The 18,408-nt window shown below is 72.9% G+C and carries 13 protein-coding genes; 2 read left to right on the forward strand and 11 right to left on the reverse strand.

Features of this window, described 5'->3' with window-relative positions; all coding sequences use genetic code 11:
* Positions 1-11 precede the first annotated feature (11 nt).
* The 9 genes from OG599_RS06425 to OG599_RS06465 form a co-directional block, all read right to left on the reverse strand.
* Positions 12-1,223 carry a pseudouridine synthase gene (locus tag OG599_RS06425; protein ID WP_266702858.1) on the reverse strand — a complete coding sequence of 404 codons (1,212 nt, stop codon included), beginning with the start codon at positions 1,221-1,223 and terminating at the stop codon, positions 12-14.
* Positions 1,223-1,831: an SMC-Scp complex subunit ScpB gene (gene scpB / locus OG599_RS06430; RefSeq protein ID WP_327179937.1), complete on the reverse strand. Its 609-nt coding sequence runs from the start codon at positions 1,829-1,831 to the stop codon at positions 1,223-1,225. Before scpB ends, OG599_RS06425 begins: the two co-directional genes overlap by 1 nt.
* Positions 1,832-1,980: 149 nt before the next feature.
* On the reverse strand, positions 1,981-3,045 hold the full coding sequence (locus OG599_RS06435) for a segregation and condensation protein A (RefSeq protein ID WP_327179938.1): 1,065 nt from the start codon (positions 3,043-3,045) through the stop codon (positions 1,981-1,983).
* Between the two features lie 150 nt (positions 3,046-3,195).
* A complete protein-coding gene (locus tag OG599_RS06440; RefSeq protein WP_327179939.1) occupies positions 3,196-3,786 on the reverse strand; it encodes a hypothetical protein in 591 nt (196 codons plus the stop codon).
* Positions 3,783-4,901 carry a ParA family protein gene (locus tag OG599_RS06445; protein WP_327174979.1) on the reverse strand — a complete coding sequence of 373 codons (1,119 nt, stop codon included), beginning with the start codon at positions 4,899-4,901 and terminating at the stop codon, positions 3,783-3,785. Before OG599_RS06445 ends, OG599_RS06440 begins: the two co-directional genes overlap by 4 nt.
* A 380-nt stretch (positions 4,902-5,281) precedes the next feature.
* Complete coding sequence (gene ald / locus OG599_RS06450) at positions 5,282-6,397, reverse strand: alanine dehydrogenase (protein WP_327179940.1); 1,116 nt, start codon at positions 6,395-6,397, stop codon at positions 5,282-5,284.
* Positions 6,398-6,575: 178 nt separating this feature from the next.
* A complete protein-coding gene (locus OG599_RS06455; RefSeq protein WP_327174980.1) occupies positions 6,576-8,696 on the reverse strand; it encodes a tetratricopeptide repeat protein in 2,121 nt (706 codons plus the stop codon).
* Positions 8,697-8,868: 172 nt separating this feature from the next.
* The gene (locus OG599_RS06460) at positions 8,869-9,495 is read right to left on the reverse strand and encodes an NUDIX hydrolase (RefSeq protein WP_327174981.1); all 627 of its coding nucleotides are present in this window, start codon (positions 9,493-9,495) and stop codon (positions 8,869-8,871) included.
* A gap of 84 nt (positions 9,496-9,579) precedes the next feature.
* A complete protein-coding gene (locus OG599_RS06465; RefSeq protein WP_327174982.1) occupies positions 9,580-11,244 on the reverse strand; it encodes a CTP synthase in 1,665 nt (554 codons plus the stop codon).
* Between the two features lie 443 nt (positions 11,245-11,687).
* Here OG599_RS06465 and OG599_RS06470 point away from each other — a divergent pair, with 443 nt between their 5' ends.
* Positions 11,688-13,517 (forward strand): glycoside hydrolase family 15 protein, encoded by a 1,830-nt coding sequence (locus OG599_RS06470; protein ID WP_327179941.1) that lies wholly within the window; start codon positions 11,688-11,690, stop codon positions 13,515-13,517.
* A gap of 187 nt (positions 13,518-13,704) precedes the next feature.
* The gene (locus OG599_RS06475) at positions 13,705-15,093 is read left to right on the forward strand and encodes an FAD-binding oxidoreductase (RefSeq protein WP_327174983.1); all 1,389 of its coding nucleotides are present in this window, start codon (positions 13,705-13,707) and stop codon (positions 15,091-15,093) included.
* 12 nt (positions 15,094-15,105) lie between these two features.
* Here OG599_RS06475 and OG599_RS06480 read toward each other — a convergent pair whose 3' ends face one another.
* The gene (locus OG599_RS06480) at positions 15,106-16,200 is read right to left on the reverse strand and encodes a glycosyltransferase family 4 protein (RefSeq protein WP_327174984.1); all 1,095 of its coding nucleotides are present in this window, start codon (positions 16,198-16,200) and stop codon (positions 15,106-15,108) included.
* 356 nt (positions 16,201-16,556) lie between these two features.
* Positions 16,557-18,311 (reverse strand): DNA repair protein RecN, encoded by a 1,755-nt coding sequence (recN, locus tag OG599_RS06485; protein ID WP_327174985.1) that lies wholly within the window; start codon positions 18,309-18,311, stop codon positions 16,557-16,559.
* Between the last annotated feature and the right edge of the window lie 97 nt (positions 18,312-18,408).

Raw genomic sequence — 18,408 nt, forward strand, 5'->3', positions numbered from 1 at the left:
GCCGGGAAGGGCTACAGACCGACCTCGCGCATCAGCATGCCGACCTCGGTGTTGGTCAGGCGGCGCAGCCAGCCGGACTTCTGGTCGCCCAGCGGGATCGGCCCGAAGGACGTCCGCACCAGCCGGTCGACGGGGAAGCCGGCCTCGGAGAGCATCCGGCGGACGATGTGCTTGCGGCCCTCGTGGAGGGTCACCTCGACCAGGTAGTTCTTGCCGGTGTTCTCGACGACCCGGAAGTGGTCGGCGCGGGCGTACCCGTCCTCCAGCTGGATGCCGTCCTTGAGCCGCTTGCCCAAATCGCGCGGGAGCGGGCCCTGGATCGCCGCGAGGTACGTCTTCTTCACGCCGTACTTCGGGTGGGTGAGGCGGTGGGCGAGCTCACCGTGGTTGGTGAGCATGATGATGCCCTCGGTCTCGGTGTCCAGCCGGCCGACGTGGAAGAGCCGCGTCTCACGGTTGGTGACGTAGTCGCCGAGGCACTGACGGCCGTCCGGGTCCTCCATCGAGGAGACGACACCGGCCGGCTTGTTCAGCGCGAAGAAGAGGTACGACTGGGTCGCGACGGTCAGTCCGTCGACCTTGATCTCGTCCTTCTGCGGGTCGACGCGCTTGCCCTGCTCCAGCACGATCTCGCCGTTGACCTCGACGCGCGCCTGCTCGATCAGCTCCTCGCAGGCCCGCCGCGAGCCCATGCCGGCCCGGGCGAGGACCTTCTGCAGCCGCTCGCCCTCCTGCTCGGCGCCCGGGTGGGTCCTGACCACCTTGAAGTCCGGCTTGTCCGCGTACCGGTCGCGGTTGCGCTGCTCGATCTTCGCGTCCAGCTCGCGCGGCCGGGCCTGGCCCGAGGGGCCGCGCCGGAAGCCGCCGCGGGCGTTGCCCGGCTGCGGGGACTTGGGTCCGCCCTTGGCGCCGCCGCGGGCCGAGGCACCGCGGCCCTTGCGCGCTTCGCTGTCGCCGGCGCCCGACGAACTGGTCGAGGGGCCCACGTCGTAACGGCGCTCCTCCGGGCGGGGGCGGCGCGGACGCTGCTCCTGCTGGTCGTCGCGCCCGCCTCGGCCCTGGGCCGGCCCGCGACCGCCCTGGCCGCCCTGACCGCGGCCGCCCTGGCCACCGCCCTGACCGCCGCCCTGGGGCTTCCGGAAGGACCCGCCGCTGCCGCCCCGGGGGTTCCGGTTGCCGCCGCCGCTGCTGCCGCTTCCGCTGTTCCTGCCACTGCTTCGCATCAAAATTCCGTCTTGTCGTCTGCGTGAGTATCCGGGGTGTCCGGTGCGTCCGGATCGAACGACGGCACACCCTCTAGCGTCTCAGCCTCGATCGCGTCCGCTTCCGGGAGGAAGGGAGCGAGTTCCGGGAGCTCGTCCAGACCACGCAGGCCCATACGCTCCAGAAAGTAGTTCGTCGTCCTGTACAGGATCGCACCTGTTTCGGGTTCCGTCCCCGCCTCCTCGACCAGAGCGCGCTGGAGGAGGGTCCGCATGACCCCGTCGCAGTTCACTCCGCGCACCGCCGAGACCCTCGAACGGCTGACCGGCTGGCGGTACGCGACGACCGCCAGGGTCTCCAGTGCCGCCTGGGTGAGACGGGCCTGCCGGCCGTCCAGGACGAAGCTCTCCACGGCCTCCGCGTAGGCGGGCCGGCTGTAGAACCGCCAGCCGCCCGCCACCAGTCTCAGATCGAATCCACGGCGCTGGGCGGTGTACTCGTCGGCCAGCTCCCGCAGCGCGAGGGCCACGGCCCTCGGGGACCGCTGGAGGACCTTGGCGAGGTGGTCCTCGGTGGCCGGCTCGTCCACGACCATCAGGACCGCCTCCAGGGCGGGCTTCAGCTCCAGGTCCGCGACGCTCCCGGACCCGGCGGGCCCACCGTCGTGTCCGGGCTCCGCCTCGTCGGCGAACCTCCATGCCCCGCCGTGCCGCGGTGCGCCCCCGTGCACCGGCCCGTCCGTGACGCCGGCGGATCCACCGGCTCCAGCGACTCCACTCACGGCTCCACGCCCTCCTCCGCGTCCGGTTCCACGTGCCTGTCGAATTCGTCGGTCACGACGGGTTCCGCGTCCTGGCCGCCGCACCACCGCACGAGGAGCTCGCCGAGCGCCTCCTCCTGGTCCAGCGCGACCGCCTTCTCCCGGTACAGCTCCAGCAGTGCCAGGAAGCGGGCCACCACCGTGAGGGTGTCGGCCGCGTCCTCGGTGAGTTCGCGGAAGCTGGCCCCGCCGGACCGGCGCAGCAGCGCGACCACGATGCCCGCCTGCTCGCGCACGCTGACCAGCGGGGCGTGGATGTGGTCCACGTACACCTGAGGTTCGGGCCGGGGCTGCATGGCCTTCGCGGCCAGCCGCGCGAACCCCTCGGGGCCGATGCTGAGGACGACCTCGGGCAGCAGCGCCGCGTGGTGCGGCTCCAGCCCGACCGTACGGGGGAAGCGGCGCGACTCGGCGTCCAGCCGGTCGCTGAAGATGTCGGCGACGCGCTTGTACGCCCGGTACTGGAGCAGCCGCGCGAAGAGCAGGTCCCGCGCCTCCAGGAGGGCGAGGTCGGCCTCGTCCTCCACCTCGGCGGTGGGCAGCAGCCGGGCGGCCTTCAGGTCGAGCAGGGTCGCGGCGACGACCAGGAACTCGGTGGTCTGGTCGAGGTCCCAGTCCGCGCCCATCGCGCGGATGTGGGCCATGAACTCGTCGGTGACCTTGGAGAGCGCGACCTCGGTCACGTCCAGCCGGTGCCGGGTGATCAGCTGGAGCAGCAGATCGAAGGGGCCTTCGAAGTTCGCCAGCCGTACGGTGAACCGCCTGCCGTCCTCCGGAGGCCCCTGAGGGCCCTTCGGCGGCTCCGGAGGCGCGTCGGGCCCCTCGGGCGCCCCGGACGGCTCCGCAGGCGCTGGAGGCGCGCGCAGCGCCTCGGTCGCCTCGGTCGCCTCGGGGACTGCGGGGACTGCGGAGACCTCGGGGACTGCGGGTGCCGCTTCTCCCGGCGGCGCCGCTCCGGCCGCCCCCGGCCCACGCCCGAGGGCGCGGCGGCGCGGGGCGGAGGAGTCGTCGGTCGTCGGCAGCGGCACGTGAACAGTCCAGGTGTACGGCGGGCGGCGGACCGGCCGTGCCGTCTCGTACGGGCCCGGCGTCCGGCGGGAGCGGGAGCCGGCCGCGCGGGGCGGGCGGCAGGGTTTGCGGCCCTGCCGGGCAGGCTACCCGCGGCGGACCGCTCAGCGGCCGCGCAGCCGCCGTACGAGGATGCTCGCGTCGCCGCGGGATTCCAGGTCGGCGAGGACGACGGCGACCGCCTCGCGGACGATGCGCCCGCGGTCGACGGCGAGCCCGTGCTCGCCGCGCAGGACCAGCCGGGCGTGTTCGAGGTCCATCAGTTCCTCGGCCGAGACGTAGACCGTGATCTTCTCGTCGTGCCGCTCCCGGCCGCTGGGCCGCCGGTTGGCGCCCCTGCCCTGGCCGGTACCGCGTCCGCGCTGCTGCTGGGGCGCCCCGGTCTGCTCCTGGGCCGGCGGCCGGCCCTGGGGTCCGGGGCCGGTCCGGGGGACCGTCACGCGCTCGGGGCCGCCGACGCGTCCACGCGGGTCGACCCCTTCGGCGTCGGGTGCGGAAGCGCCCTCGCGCCCCGTCGGCCGCTCCGGTGGGGCGCCGCCGCCCGCCGGGGAGGACGGCGCTGCGTCGCCCTCCCCGGCGGGTGCGGGAACCCGTGCCTCGCCGTTCGCCTTGCGCCGCCGCTCCGCCGGGGAGGAGGACTGGAGTCCCATGCCCCCGGTGGTGCGGAACAGTTCGTCGGCACCGGGCAGACTCACTCGGCGTGACACCGGGCGAGCACCTCCCTGGCGAGCTGTCGGTAGGCGGCGGCGCCGACCGAGTTCGACGCGTAGGTGGTGATGGGCTCACCGGCGACCGTGGTCTCCGGGAAGCGCACCGTGCGCCCGATGACCGTGTGGTAGACGTGGTCGTCGAAGGCCTCCACCACGCGGGCGAGCACCTCGCGGCTGTGCACCGTACGGGAGTCGTACATCGTGGCGAGGATGCCGTCGAGCTCCAGCTCGGGGTTGAGCCGCTCCTGGACCTTCTCGATGGTCTCGGTGAGGAGCGCCACACCGCGCAGTGCGAAGAACTCGCACTCCAGCGGCACGATCACCTTGTGAGCGGCCGTCAGGGCGTTCACGGTGAGCAGGCCGAGCGAGGGCTGGCAGTCGATCACGATGTAGTCGTAGTCGGCCATCAGCGGCTTGAGCGCGCGCTGCAGGGTCGACTCGCGGGCCACCTCGCTGACGAGCTGCACCTCGGCGGCGGACAGGTCGATGTTGCTGGGCAGCAGGTCCATGTTGGGGACCGCGGTCTTCAGCAGTACCTCGTCGGCCGACATGCCCCGCTCCATGAGCAGGTTGTAGACGGTGAGGTCCAGCTCCATCGGGTTGACGCCGAGGCCGACCGAGAGGGCGCCCTGCGGGTCGAAGTCGACGAGCAGGACACGGCGTCCGTACTCGGCGAGCGCGGCACCCAGGTTGATGGTCGAGGTGGTCTTGCCCACCCCGCCCTTCTGGTTGCACATCGCGATGATCTTGGCGGGACCGTGTTCGGTCAGCGGTCCCGGGATCGGGAAGTAGGGCAAGGGGCGCCCGGTCGGGCCGATCCGCTCACGGCGCTGGCGCGCCGCGTCGGGGGCGAGTGTGGCCGCGTACTCCGGATCGGGTTCGTACTCGGCGTCGGGGTCGTAGAAGTGCCCCTCGGGCATCTCGGCGAAGTCGGCGAGGTGGGCGGTGTCGCGGCCACTCTCGTTGCCGGCCATGGCGTTCACGTGTAGGCCGTCCATCATCTGGGGGGGCGTCGTCATGTGCTGGTGGGTCGCGAAGGTGCGGACCGCGACGGAGCCGACAGCTTCGAGCCCGTTCGGGCCCTGACCCCGTGCAGGCATCCCTGGTTGACCACCCCCGGGAGTAAATGTCGACTCATTCACAAGTCGTCTTACCTCCTTGGATGCGACCAGGAAACTTATCGATAGGTCAGCGTGGCACCATGCCGACGATGGGCGACTCTATGGCGTGTCACCGGTCCGCAGCAACACAATCCGCCGGACCCGGCCCGATGTGTCTGCAATCGAACACCCTCCTGTCAAGGGTGCACGGGGAGCAAGGCGCGCTTTTCACGAGGGAACGAATCGGGAGAAGCCGGACGTTCAGCGCGAGTTGACCAGCACCTCCGGAGCCCCGGCGCACGACCGGCCGGACCCTGACGCACAAGGTCCGGCCGGAGGTGCGGGATTGACGGAACGACGCGCGGAACGAGGCCGGCCCGTCAGCCGACGAGCGAGCTCAGCTCGACGTGCGGAAGGTCGTGCGCGTCGGCCACCTCGCGGTAAACCACTTGCCCGTCATGGGTGTTGAGGCCCTTGGCCAGCGCGGAGTCACGGCGCAGCGCCTCGACCCAGCCCCGGTTGGCCAGCTCGACGATGTACGGGAGCGTGGCGTTGGTGAGGGCGTAGGTGGAGGTGTTCGGAACCGCGCCGGGCATGTTCGCGACGCAGTAGAACACCGAGCCGTGGACCGTGAAGGTCGGTTCGGCGTGCGTGGTCGGGTGCGAGTCCTCGAAGCAGCCGCCCTGGTCGATCGCAATGTCGACAAGAACACTTCCGGGCTTCATCTTGGCGACGAGCTCGTTGGTGACCAACTTCGGGGCCTTCGCGCCCGGGATGAGGACGGCACCGATGACGAGGTCGGCCTCGACGACCGCCTTCTCCAGTTCGAAGGCGTTGGAGACCACAGTCTGCACCCGGGTCCCGAAGACCTTGTCGGCCTCGCGCAGCTTGCTGACGTCACGGTCGAGCAGGGTGACGTGGAAGCCGAGCCCCACGGCGATCTGGGTGGCGTTCCAGCCGGAGACGCCGCCGCCGATGACGACCGCCCTGGCGGCGGCCGTGCCGGGGACGCCGCCGGGCAGCACGCCCCGGCCGCCCGCCGAGCGCATCAGGTGGTACGCGCCGACCTGCGGGGCCAGCCGGCCCGCGACCTCGGACATGGGGGCGAGCAGCGGCAGTGCGCGGTTCGCGGTCTCGACGGTCTCGTACGCGATGGCGGTGGTGCCGGACTCCAGCAGCGCGTCGGCGCACGCGCGGGAGGCGGCGAGGTGGAGGTAGGTGAAGAGGGTCTGGCCCTTGCGCAGCCGGTGGTACTCCTCGGCGACCGGCTCCTTGACCTTGAGCAGCAGGTCGGCCGCGGCCCAGACCTCGTCGGCGGTGGGCAGGATGCGCGCCCCGGCGGCGGTGTACTCCTCGTCCGTGATGGACGAGCCCGCGCCGGCGTTCCGTTCGACGACGACCTCGTGGCCGTGGCGGACCAGCTCGTGCACTCCGGCGGGCGTGATCGCCACCCGGAACTCGTTGTTCTTGACTTCGCGGGGGATGCCGACCTTCACGTCGATCACGGTCCTTGGCTCGGAGGGGCGCCCGGCAGCGGACGGTCGGCCAAGGGCCGGATGTACGCCGTTTTGCACGGACTCGCACAGAAATGCGCAGCACCCGCGAGGACATCGCGGGGACATGCGGCAGAGCCAGTCTAATGAAGGACTTCCCGCTGTCTAGCCTTGCAAAGAACTAATTTTCGACCGGGACGCCAATGTTTTCGCAGGCAGATCCTTCCTCGCCCAGCAGCCTCTCCGCCGTCGCCCGGTGCAGCGCTGCGGCAGCGGGGTCGCCGAGCCGGTCCAGGGTGTCGGCCAGCCGCAGCTGCAGAGCCGCCTGGAGCCGCACGTCCTCGGCCTGCCGGGCCAGGTCGACCGCCTCCCGGCAGGTGCGCAGCGAGTCGTGCGGGCGGCCCGCGTACTCCTGGACCCTGGCCGCCTCGCTGAGCGCCCTGGCCTGGGCGGGAAGGTCGCCGAGCCTGCGCAGGCCGGCCGCGGCGGCCCGCCAGTTGCGCAGCGCCTCGCCGTACCGCCCGGCGTACGCGTGCACCGCGCCGAGCCGCCCGTAGAGCCGCGCCTCGCCCTCCCGGTCGCCCTGTGCGAGGCGCTGCGCGAGCGCCCGGCCGTACCAGTCGGAGGCGCGCGGGTAGTCCCCCAGCTCGGCGTAGGCGCCTCCGACGGACTCCATGGCGCGGCCGGTGGCGTACAGGTCCTTCGCCTCCCGCCCGGCGTCCAGCGCGGCGCGGTAGCGGGTCAGGGCGGTGCGGGTGCGGCCGGTGGAGGCGTCGAGGTCGGCGAGGTTGAGCAGCGCGGCGGCGCGCTCCCGGTGCAGCCCCCGGCGCTCCGCCACGTCGAGCACCAGGCCGTGCAGCCCGTACAGCTCGGGGGCGGCGGCCTCCGTGCCGAGGTGGGCCGCGAGCGCCCGCACCAGGGCGGCGACCAGGCGGCGGGCGAGGGTGTCCAGCTCTCCGTCCGCCACCGCCATGCGGGCGGCGGCCACCAGCGAGGGCAGCCTGACGCGCAGCCAGACGGCGGCCTCCTCCGGGCCGGGGAACCGGAGCGCCTTGGGGAGCCCGGCGAGCTTGCGTCGGGCCGGGGAGCCCTCCGGATCGGTGACCGCCCGGCAGGAGTGGAGCAGCCGTACGGTGCGCTCCAGCATCCGGGCCCGGGCCAGCTCGGTCTCGGCCGGCCGGTCGCGTTCCTCCAGGAGCGCCCGCACCAGGGGCGCGAGGCAGCCCGGTACCTCGTACTGGGGCTCGGCGGCGCCGTCGGTACGCAGCAGGCCGAGGCCGACGAAGTCGTCGAGGGTCCGGCGGGCGGCGGAGACGGAGCAGCCGGCCAGCGCGGAGGCGGTGTGCGCGTCGGCGAGGCCGGCGGGCGCGAGCGCGAGCAGTCGCAGCATCCGGGCGGGGGTCTCCAGCAGGGCGTCGTGCGCCATCCGGAAGGCGCGGGCCAGCGGGCGGGCGCCCACCGGCTGGTCGGTGTCCTCCGGGGTCCCCCGCAGGTGCTGGGTGGCGTCGGCGACGGAGGCGGTCGGACGGGCGGCGATCCACCCCGCGACGAGCAGCAGCGCCGCGGGCTGCCCGCCGCACTCCTCCACGAGGGTCTCGGCGGTCCGGGGGTCCACGGTGATCCGCACCTGGCCGATCACCCCGGCGAGGAGGCGCACGGCTGAGCCGGTGTCCAGCCCGCCGATGGTGCAGGGGCGGACGTCGGGGACGCCGGTCAGCGGGCCGGTAGCGGTGGCCAGCACCAGGCAGCCGGGGCCGTCCGGCAGGAGGGGGTCCACCTGCTCGGCGTCCACCGCGTCGTCGAGCACGAGCAGCAGCCGCCGCACGGCGAGGGCCTCGCGGACCATCTCGGTGAGCTCGTCGGCGTCCGCGCCGGGCGGGGCGGCGAGGGAGAGCAGGCCGAGGATCTCGCGGGCGGTGCGTTCGGGAGGCACCGGGGTGCCGCCGGAGTCGGTCAGGGCGACACGCAGCACACCGTCCGGGTAGTCGCCGCTTCCGGTACCGGGCGCGGCCCAGGGCAGCGGGCCCGTGGAGCCGCCGGTGGGGGGCGTTCGGGTCAGGGTGTGGGCGAAGGCGGCGGCGAGGGCGCTGCGCCCGGATCCGGCGCGTCCGGCGATCAGCAGGACGCGGGCGCGGGCCGCCTTGCGGCCGGCCAGGGTGTTCAGCCCGGCCCGTTCGATGTCCTCCTGAAGGGCCTTCAACTCGCGTTGACGGCCGAAAAGTTCGGGTGGGGCCGTGCGGGAGGGCTCCTCGGTGCGGGGCGCTCGGGCCGGGCCGCTGGTGTCCACCGCCTGATCCGTCACGAGCCACGCTCCACTTCGCCGCACCCGGTGCCCGCCGGAGTTCCGGCGGGCCTTTCGAGCCTAGTTCAGCGGTGCCGCCGATCAGGGCGGAGCGGGGCGGAGACATCGCCCGATCGGATCAGCGATTCTTACGATCGTCCGACGGGCAACCTGGCACGGAACGACAGGCGGCCTACGCCTCGAACGGCCGGGCCGGCCAGGGGGATTCCGCCGGGCGCAGCGAGCCCTCGCCGTCCCCCGCGCGGGCGGCGGTCAGCGCCAGGACCCCCATGACCATGCAGCTGTTGTGCAGTTCGCCCGCGAGGACGCCCCGCACCAGATCCGCCAGCGGGACCCGCGCCTGCTCCATGTCGGCCTCCTCCTCGGAGACCTCGAACCGCTCGCCGACCGCCTCGGAGAGGTCGCGGGCGAGGAAGATGCGGACCGCCTCGTCCGAACCGCCGGGACTGGTGTAGACGTCGGTCAGGACCCGCCAGTCCTCAGCCTTGACGTGCGCCTCCTCGTACAGCTCGCGCTGGGCGGCGGCCAGCGGGTTCTCGCCGGGGACGTCGAGCAGTCCGGCCGGGATCTCCCAGAGCTTCTGGCGCACCGGGTGGCGGTACTGACGCAGCACCAGGACGTGGTCCTCCTCGTCGATCGCCAGGATCGCGACGGAGCCGGGGTGGACCTGGTAGTCCCGTCCGACGACCGTGCCGTCGGGCATCACGACGTCGTCGGTGCGGACGCTGGTCTTGTTGCCGGTGAAGGGCGTCACCGTCGCGGTGACCTGCCATTCCTCGGCCCTGTCCTGGATGCCCATCTGCGTCCTCCCGCGTCACGAACGAAAAACCGGGGTACCCGTCCTCGGCGGACGCGTACCCCGGTCAACGGTAATGCCTCGGGACTACTCGCCCGACGCGGCGGCCTCCGCCTGGCGGGCGACGGCGGCCTTCACCAGACCCGCGAAGAGCGGGTGCGGGCGGGTCGGGCGGGAGCGCAGCTCCGGGTGGGCCTGGGTGGCGACGAGGTAGGGGTGGACCTCGCGCGGGTACTCGACGTACTCGACGAGCTTGTTGTCCGGGGAGGTGCCGGAGAAGACCAGTCCGGCCTTCTTCTCCAGCTCCGAGCGGTAGGCGTTGTTCACCTCGTAGCGGTGACGGTGGCGCTCCTCGACGTACGGCTCGCCGGCGTACGCCTCACGGACGAGGGAGCCCTCGGCGAGCTTCGCCGGGTAGAGGCCCAGGCGCATGGTGCCGCCCAGGTCGCCCGCGCCCTCGACGTAGGCGAGCTGCTCCTCCATGGTGGAGATGACGGGGTGCGAGGTCGCGGCGTCGAACTCGGTGGAGTTGGCGTCCGGGATGCCGGCGACGTTGCGGGCCGCCTCGATCACGATGCACTGGAGACCCAGGCAGAGGCCGAGCAGCGGCACCTTGTTCTCGCGGGCGTACTGGATGGCGCCCACCTTGCCGTCGACACCGCGCTCGCCGAAGCCGCCGGGGATGCAGATGGCGTCCACGCCCGCGAGGTGGCGGGCGGCGCCGGCCGGGGTCTTGCAGTCGTCGGAGGTGACCCACTCGACCTTGACGCGGGCCTTGTTCGCGAAGCCGCCGGCCCGGATGGCCTCGGTGACCGAGAGGTAGGCGTCGGGGAGGTCGATGTACTTGCCGACCAGGGCGACCGTGACCTCGTGGTCGGGGTTGTGGACGCGGTCCAGCAGGTCGTCCCAGGTGCTCCAGTCCACGTCGCGGAAGGGCAGGTCGAGCTTGCGCACGACGTAGGCGTCCAGGCCCTCGGTGTGCAGCACCTTCGGGATGTCGTAGATCGACTTGGCGTCGACGCAGGCGACGACGGCGCTCTCGTCCACGTCGCACATCAGCGAGATCTTGCGCTTGATGGCGGTGGGGACGTCGCGGTCGGCGCGCAGCACGATGGCGTCCGGCTGGATGCCGATGTTGCGGAGCGCGGCCACCGAGTGCTGGGTCGGCTTGGTCTTCAGCTCGCCGGAGGGGCCGATGTAGGGCAGCAGCGAGATGTGCACGACGAAGACGTTGTCCCGGCCGACCTCGTGGCGCACCTGGCGGACGGTCTCCAGGAACGGCAGCGACTCGATGTCGCCGACGGTGCCGCCGACCTCGGTGATGACCACGTCGACGTCACCGGTCGCCATGCGGCGGATGCGGGACTTGATCTCGTTGGTGATGTGCGGGATGACCTGGACGGTGTCGCCGAGGTACTCGCCGCGCCGCTCCTTGGCGATGACCTGGGAGTAGACCTGCCCGGTCGTGACGTTGGCGGAGCCGTCGAGGTCGACGTCGAGGAAGCGCTCGTAGTGGCCGATGTCCAGGTCGGTCTCGGCGCCGTCGTTGGTGACGAACACCTCACCGTGCTGGAACGGGTTCATCGTGCCGGGGTCGACGTTGAGGTACGGGTCGAGCTTCTGCATCGTGACCCGGAGACCACGCGCCTTGAGCAGGGCACCCAGGCTGGAGGCAGTCAGACCCTTGCCGAGGGAGGAGGCGACACCCCCGGTGACGAAGATGTGCTTGGTCGTCGTGGATGTGGGCTGCATAGCCAAGAGGGGGCTCCCGTGGTAGCGAATCTGGGGTACGTACCGGCTGCCGAACCGGAGATTCCGGGGGTGCCGTCGCTGCGGTTCGGGGGCCTCGTCCGCTCTCGCGTACGACCACCGGTCCACGGGCTACCAGCCTAACAGCGACCTGGAGAGCCTGCTTCCGGTCACAGGCCCCGCACGAGCACCACGTTTCCTCCGTACCCGTCCCACGCCCCACCCGTTCGGCGCCGACAAGATCCCTGAACCGTCGCGCGGATCACATCGGTGCGTCGTATCCTGCTCGGACACTCGCTGACGAGCGGGACGGTCGGCCCGCGGCACCACCCCCGCCCGCTCCCGCCGGTCCAAAGGGCTCTATCGACCCCTCCTGAACACTTCCCTATTCCGCAGCAAGCGCCCCCTCAGCGGGGCGACACATGGCCGTTCGACTGGAGACGCACGTGGCCGGGCGCATCGAGGATTACGCACTCATCGGAGACATGCAGACAGCGGCGCTGGTCTGCCGGGACGGCACGGTCGACTGGCTCTGCCTGCCGCGCTTCGATTCCCACGCCATCTTCGCGGGACTTCTGGGTACCGAGGAGCACGGCTTCTGGCGCCTGGGGCCGCTGGAGCCCTCGTCCGAGGGCGCCGGCGGTGCCGAGGCCGCCGCCGAACCGCCCTCCGCGGACCGGCGGCGCTATCGCGGCGACTCCCTCATCCTGGAGTCGGAGTGGGACACGCCGCGCGGCACCGTACGCGTGATCGATTTCATGCCGCCCCGTGACGGCGCCCCCCAGCTCATCCGGATCGTGGAGGGCGTCAGCGGCCGGGTGACGATGCGCTCGTCGCTGCGGATGCGGTTCAGCTACGGCCGGATCACCCCCTGGGTGCACAAGGTGGACAGCCGCACCGTCGCCGTGGCCGGACCGGACTCCGTCTGGCTGGACACGCAGGCGGAGACGTACGGCAAGGACCTGACGACGTACTCCGACTTCACGGTCTCCCCCGGCGACCGCGTCGCCTTCACGATCAGCTGGCAGCCCTCGCACCACCAGCCGCCCGCCCTGCCGGAGCCGGAGGGCTCGCTGGAGGCGACCGAGCGGTTCTGGGAGGAGTGGGTCGCGCAGTGTACGTACCACGGCCCCTACCGGGAGGCAGTGATCCGCTCGCTCATCACCCTGAAGGCGCTCACCTACGCGCCGACCGGTGGCATCGTCGCCGCGCCGACCACCTCGCTGCCCGAGGAGATCGGGGGCGTCCGCAACTGGGACTACCGCTACACCTGGCTCCGCGACGCCGCGATCACCCTCTCCTCGCTGCTGCGCACCGGCTACCGCGAGGAGGCCCGCGCCTGGCGCGAGTGGCTGCTGCGGGCCGTCGCGGGCGACCCGGAGAACCTGCAGATCATGTACGGCATCGCCGGCGAGCGTGAGCTCGGCGAGGCGGAGCTGGACTGGCTGCCCGGTTACGAGAACTCCGGCCCGGTCCGCGTCGGCAACGGCGCGGCGGACCAGCTCCAGCTCGACGTGTACGGCGAGGTCACCGAGGCGCTCCACCTGGCGCACATGACGGGCCTGACCCGCAACGACTACGCCATGGGCCTCCAGCTCAAGCTGATCAGCTACCTGGAGCAGCACTGGTACGAACCGGACGAGGGCATCTGGGAGGTGCGCGGCCCCCGCCGGCACTTCGTGCACTCCAAGGTGATGGCCTGGGTCGCGGTCGACCGGACGATCAAGCTGATCGAGTCCGGCGACGTGGAAGGCCCACTGGAGCGGTGGCGCGAGCTGCGCGACGACATCCACCGCGACGTCTGCGACCGGGGCTACGACCCCGAGCGCAACACCTTCACGCAGTCCTACGGCTCGAAGGAACTGGACGCCTCGCTGCTGCTGATCCCGCAGATGGGCTTCCTCCCGCCGGACGACAAGCGGGTCATCGGCACGATCGAGGCCATCCAGCGCGAGCTGTCGACCGAGGACGGGTTCGTGCTGCGCTACCCGACCTCCGGCGACGACGCGGGCGTGGACGGCCTGGAGGGCGACGAGGGCGCGTTCCTCGCCTGCTCCTTCTGGCTGGCGGACGACCTGGCGATGATCGGCCGGGTCGACGAGGCCCGCCAGCTCTTCGAGAAGCTGCTCTCGCTCCGCAACGACCTGGGGCTGCTCGCCGAGGAGTGGGACTCCCGGCTCCAGCGCCAGGTGGGCAACTTCCCGCAGGCGTTCAGCCACGTCCCGCTCATCGACACCGCGCTGCGGCTGACGGCCAGCGGGGCGTACGCGGGCTGACCCGCCACTTCCGCACGCGCGCCCCGGCCACCCTTCCGTGGTGGCCGGGACGCTGCGCGTCGGGGACCGGGTCTCCTCCCGTGCCCTGGGGTTCTCCCACCGGGCCCGGGGGGTTCTCCGCCGGGCTCTCCCCCCGCCCCGGGACTACGCTGGGAAGGTACGTTTCTGCCCCTCGGAAGGGGGCATCATGACGCCCCGCACTCTGTTCGACAGCTCTCTCGCCGCACTGCGGGAGGGGTTCTCCGGCGCGATCCACACCCCCGAGGACGAGGGGTACGACGAGGCACGCGCCGTCTTCAACGGCATGATCGACCGCCGTCCCGCCCTGATCGCCCAGTGCGCGTCCGCCGAGGACGTCGCCTCGGCCCTGCGGTGCGCCCGCGCGGAGGAGCTGGAGATCGCCGTCCGCGGCGGTGGCCACAGCGTGGCGGGCATGGCGTCGAGCGAGGGCGGGCTCGTCGTCGATCTGCGCCGCATGCACGAGGTGACCGTCGACCGCGAAGCGGGCACCGCCCGGGTGGGCGGCGGTGCCACCATGAGCCATCTGGACCGTGCCACCGAGCCGTTCGCGCTGGCCACCACGGGTGGGCGGGCGTCGACGACCGGGGTCGGCGGCTTCACGCTGGGCGGCGGATCGGGCTGGCTGGAGCGGAGGTTCGGGCTGGCCTGCGACAATCTGCTCGCCGCCGAGGTGGTCACGGCCGACGGCTCCCTGGTCCGGGCGAGCGAGCGGGAGAACCAGGACCTGTTCTGGGCGCTGCGCGGCGGCGGCGGGAACTTCGGCGTCGCCACCTCGCTGACGCTCCGTCTGCACGAGCTGCCCGCCATGAGCATGGCGCTGCTCTTCTTCCGCCCCGAGGACGGCCCGGAGGCCGTCACCGCCTTCCGCGACCTGATGGCGTCGGCGCCCGAGGAGGCCGGCGGAGGCTGCCTCTATCTGACCGGTCCGCCCGAGGACTTCGTGCCTCCGCAACTCGTCGGCAAGCCCGTCTGCGCGGTCCTGCTCACCTGGGCCGGTACGGAGGACGGACTGCGGGAGGTCGCCGCACCGCTGCTGGCCCTCCCCCACGAGGCGGAGGTCGTCGCCGGGATTCCGTACGCGGACCTCCAGTGCATGCTGGACGATCCGCCGGGCCGGCGGAACTACTGGTCGGCCGAGTACCTGGGCGCCTTCCCCGACGAGGCGGTGACCGCGTTCTGCGCGACGGCGGGCGCCATGCCCGTACCGTCCGGGTCGCAGCACATCCTCTTCCCGCTGGGCGGGGCCGTGGCGCGCGGGCCTGCCGATCTGCCCGTGCGGTGGCGTTCATCGCCCTGGGTCGTGCACCCCTTCGGCATCTGGGACGACCCGGCCGACGACGCGCAGGCCCGGCACTGGGTCCACGAGGCGCGCGCCGGGGTCCGGCCCTGGGCGGACGACGCGGTGTACCTCAACTTCATCGGCCAGGAGGGGCACGAGCGCGTCGTCGCCGCGTACGGCGAGGAGAACTACGCGCGGCTCGCCGGGGTGAAGCGCCGTTACGACCCCGACAACATGTTCCGCCTCAACCACAACATCGAGCCCGCCACATCCTGAGAGACCGTCAGGTCAGTGGGTCCGGGTGAGCGGCTGCGCCAACTCGTCGTAGACCGTGAGGACATGGGTGATGGTGTCCTCCTCGGTGGGCCAGCCCGTCGCCTGCGCCCGGCCCTCGGCGGCCAGCAGGGCGCGCCGGTCCGGGTCGCGGAGCAGCCCCGAGATCGCCCGCGCGAGCGCGTCGGGGTCGCCGTACGGGACGAGTTCGGCAGCGTCGCCCACGAGTTCGGGGATGCCGCCGACAGCGGTGGCGACCAGCGGCGTACCGGCCCGCAGCGCGTCCTGCGCGAGGTGGGAGCGGGCCTCCCAGCGGCTGGGGATCACCACGAGGTCGGCCGCACCGACGAGTTCGGGAACGTCGTCGCGGGCACCGATCAGCCGGACGGGCAACCGCTCGCCCTTGATGCGGCGTTGCAGGGCGGCCCGCTCGCGGCCCTCTCCGGCGACGACCACCTGGGGCACCGGGTCGAGGGCGCCCAGGAGCCGGACGGCGTCGAGCAGGACCCCGTATCCGTGACGTGGCATCAGGCTTCCGGCGGCGAGCACCAACGGGTTTCCCACCGCGCCGAGTTCGGCGCGGACCTTGGCGAGGTGCGCCGGGTCGGCGGCGGTACGGGGGACGGGTGCGGCGACCGGTGCCAGCCGGGCGTCCCGGGCGCCCCTGCGGCGGGCCCGGTCCACCAGGTCGGACGAGGTACCGAGCAGGACGGCGGACGCCCGGGCCGCCCGGACCTCCAGCAGATGCCGCACGCGCCTGCGGGCGCCCTCGGCGTGGCCCCGGCCGTGCCAGGTCACGACCAGCGGGACGCGCAGGCCGCCGAGGGCGGCGGCGGCGCGGACGGCCGCGTGCGGGCCGTGCGCGTGCACGACGTCCGCGCCGAGACAGGCGGAGCGCAGGGCGGCCATGGAGACCGGGTCGCCGCGCCGGGGCACCGCGGCGAAGCGGGCGCCGGTCGCGGAGAAGTCGTGGACCAGGTCCACGGCGGCGGGCGCGCAGACGGTGACCTGCACCCCCCGCGCGATCAACCCGGCGGCGAGCGACCCGACGTGGGCGCCGCTGCCGGCACCTCCACCGCCCAGGACCTGCACCGTTCGCAGCTGTGACACGTCGATTGGCTCCCGGACTTCCCGCGTCGTTGAGGGGTGCGTGCCACGGCGGGCACAGCCCCAAGGATGCCAGTCCGTACGGGCGTTGCCGACCGCCGGAACGTTGCTGCACCCCCGTCCAGGCGACAACCGGCCGTTCCGTACCACTCGCACGAGTGATGGCCACGACGAAAAACCGACGCCCGGGACGCCCTGGACGCCCGGCGTCGCGCCGGAACGCAACCCGCCGCTCCCGCGCATCCCGGCGCGCCGGAGCGCCGGGGTGCGCGGGGTACGCAGGGGGTGCTTCCAGGGCGCGTCTTCACACCGCCGTCGTTCGGCCGGAGCCCGGCGGACGGCAGTGTGTAGACGCGCCCTCAGGCGCCGTCCGCCCGTGCGGTGGCCAGCAGCTCCTCCGCGTGGGCACGGGCCGTCTGGGAGTCCTCCTGGCCCGCGAGCATCCGGGAGAGTTCGCGTACCCGGTCCTCGCCCTCCAGGACGGTGACCCCGCTGCTGGTCACCGAGCCGTCCACGGTCTTCTCGACGAGCAGCTGGCGGTCGGCGAACGCGGCCACCTGCGGGAGGTGGGTCACGACGACGACCTGGGCGGTCCTGGCGAGTTTGGCGAGGCGACGGCCGACCTCCACCGCCGCCTTGCCGCCGACGCCCGCGTCGACCTCGTCGAAGAGGTACGTGGGCACGGGGTCGGAGCCCGCGAAGACGACCTCCACGGCGAGCATCACCCGGGAGAGCTCACCGCCCGAGGCGCCCCGGGCGATCGGCCGGGGCTGGGCGCCGGGGTGCGGGGCGAGCAGCAGCTCGACCTCGTCGGCGCCGGCCGGGCCGTAGACGACGCTGCGGCCGCCCACGTCGATGCCGGAGGCCTCGTCGGGCGCGTCGGTCTGCCGGATGGCGAAGGAGACGCGGGCGTGCGGCATCGCGAGGGACGCCAGCTCCTCGGTGACGGCCGCCGCGAAGCGGGCCGCCGCTTCGGTGCGGGCGTCGGTGAGGGCCTGGCCCAGCTCGGAGAGCTCCTCGCGCAGGGCGTCGCGCTCGTCGGTGAGTTCACCGATCCGGTCGTCGTCGCCCTCCAGCTCGGTGAGGCGCGCGGCGCCCGCCTCGGCCCAGGCGAGCACGGCGCCGATGTCCTCGCCGTACTTGCGGGTGAGCGCGGTGAGCGCGGCCCGGCGCTCCTCCACCGAGGCGAGGCGCAGCGGGTCCGCGTCGAGCTGGTCGGCGTATCCGGCGAGGTCTCCGGAGACGTCGGCGAGCAGGATGGAGATCTCCCCGATGCGGTCCGCGAGGGCGGCGAGGGCGGGGTCGTGGGAGCGTACGGCGTCCAGTGAACGGCCGGCCGCGGCCACGACGGTCGTGGCGTCCACGACCTCCTGGTCCTCGGGGTTCCCGGCCAGCGCGGTGTGCGCGAGGGCGGCGGCGGAGGCGAGGGCCTCGGCGTGCCCGAGGCGCTCGGCCTCGGCGGCGAGTTCGGTGTCCTCCCCGGGCAGCGGTTCGACGGCCGCGATCTCGTCGAGGCCGAAGCGCAGCAGATCCGCCTCCTGGGCCCGCTCCCGGGCCCGGGTGGTGATCTCGTCCAGCTCCACGACGACGGCGCGCAGCCGGCGGTAGGCGGCCGCGTACTCGGCGTGCGGCACGGCGACGCCGTCGCCCGCGTACCGGTCCAGGGCCTGCCGTTGCCGGGCGGGCTTGAGCAGCCCCTGCTGGTCGGTCTGGCCGTGCACGGCGACGAGCTCGTCGGCGAGTTCGGCGAGCACCCCGACGGGCACGGATCTGCCCCCGAGGTGGGCCCGTGAGCGGCCCTCCGCCGAGACGGTACGGCTGATCAGCAGCGCGCCGTCCTCGATCTCCGCACCGGCCTCCTCGGCCCGCAGGGCGACCGTGTCGCCGTCCTTGACCGTGATCCGTCCTTCGACCACCGCGGCCTTCGCACCGATCCGCACCAGGGCGGGATCGGCACGTCCGCCGAGCAGCAGCCCGAGGCTCGTGACGACCATGGTCTTGCCCGCACCGGTCTCACCCGTGACCGCGGTGAATCCGGGCGACAGCTCGACCACGGCATCGTCGATGACTCCGAGCGACCGTATCCGCATCTCCTCCAACACGGACACGACCATACGAGGTTTCACCGCCCCCGTGCGACGGCCCCCGTCCGCGACGCGCCCGCAGGGGTCCGCGCACGGCCCCGGCCCACCGGCCCGGGACGGGTGTCCG

Source organism: Streptomyces sp. NBC_01335 (assembly GCF_035953295.1).
Classification (GTDB): Bacteria; Actinomycetota; Actinomycetes; order Streptomycetales; family Streptomycetaceae; genus Streptomyces.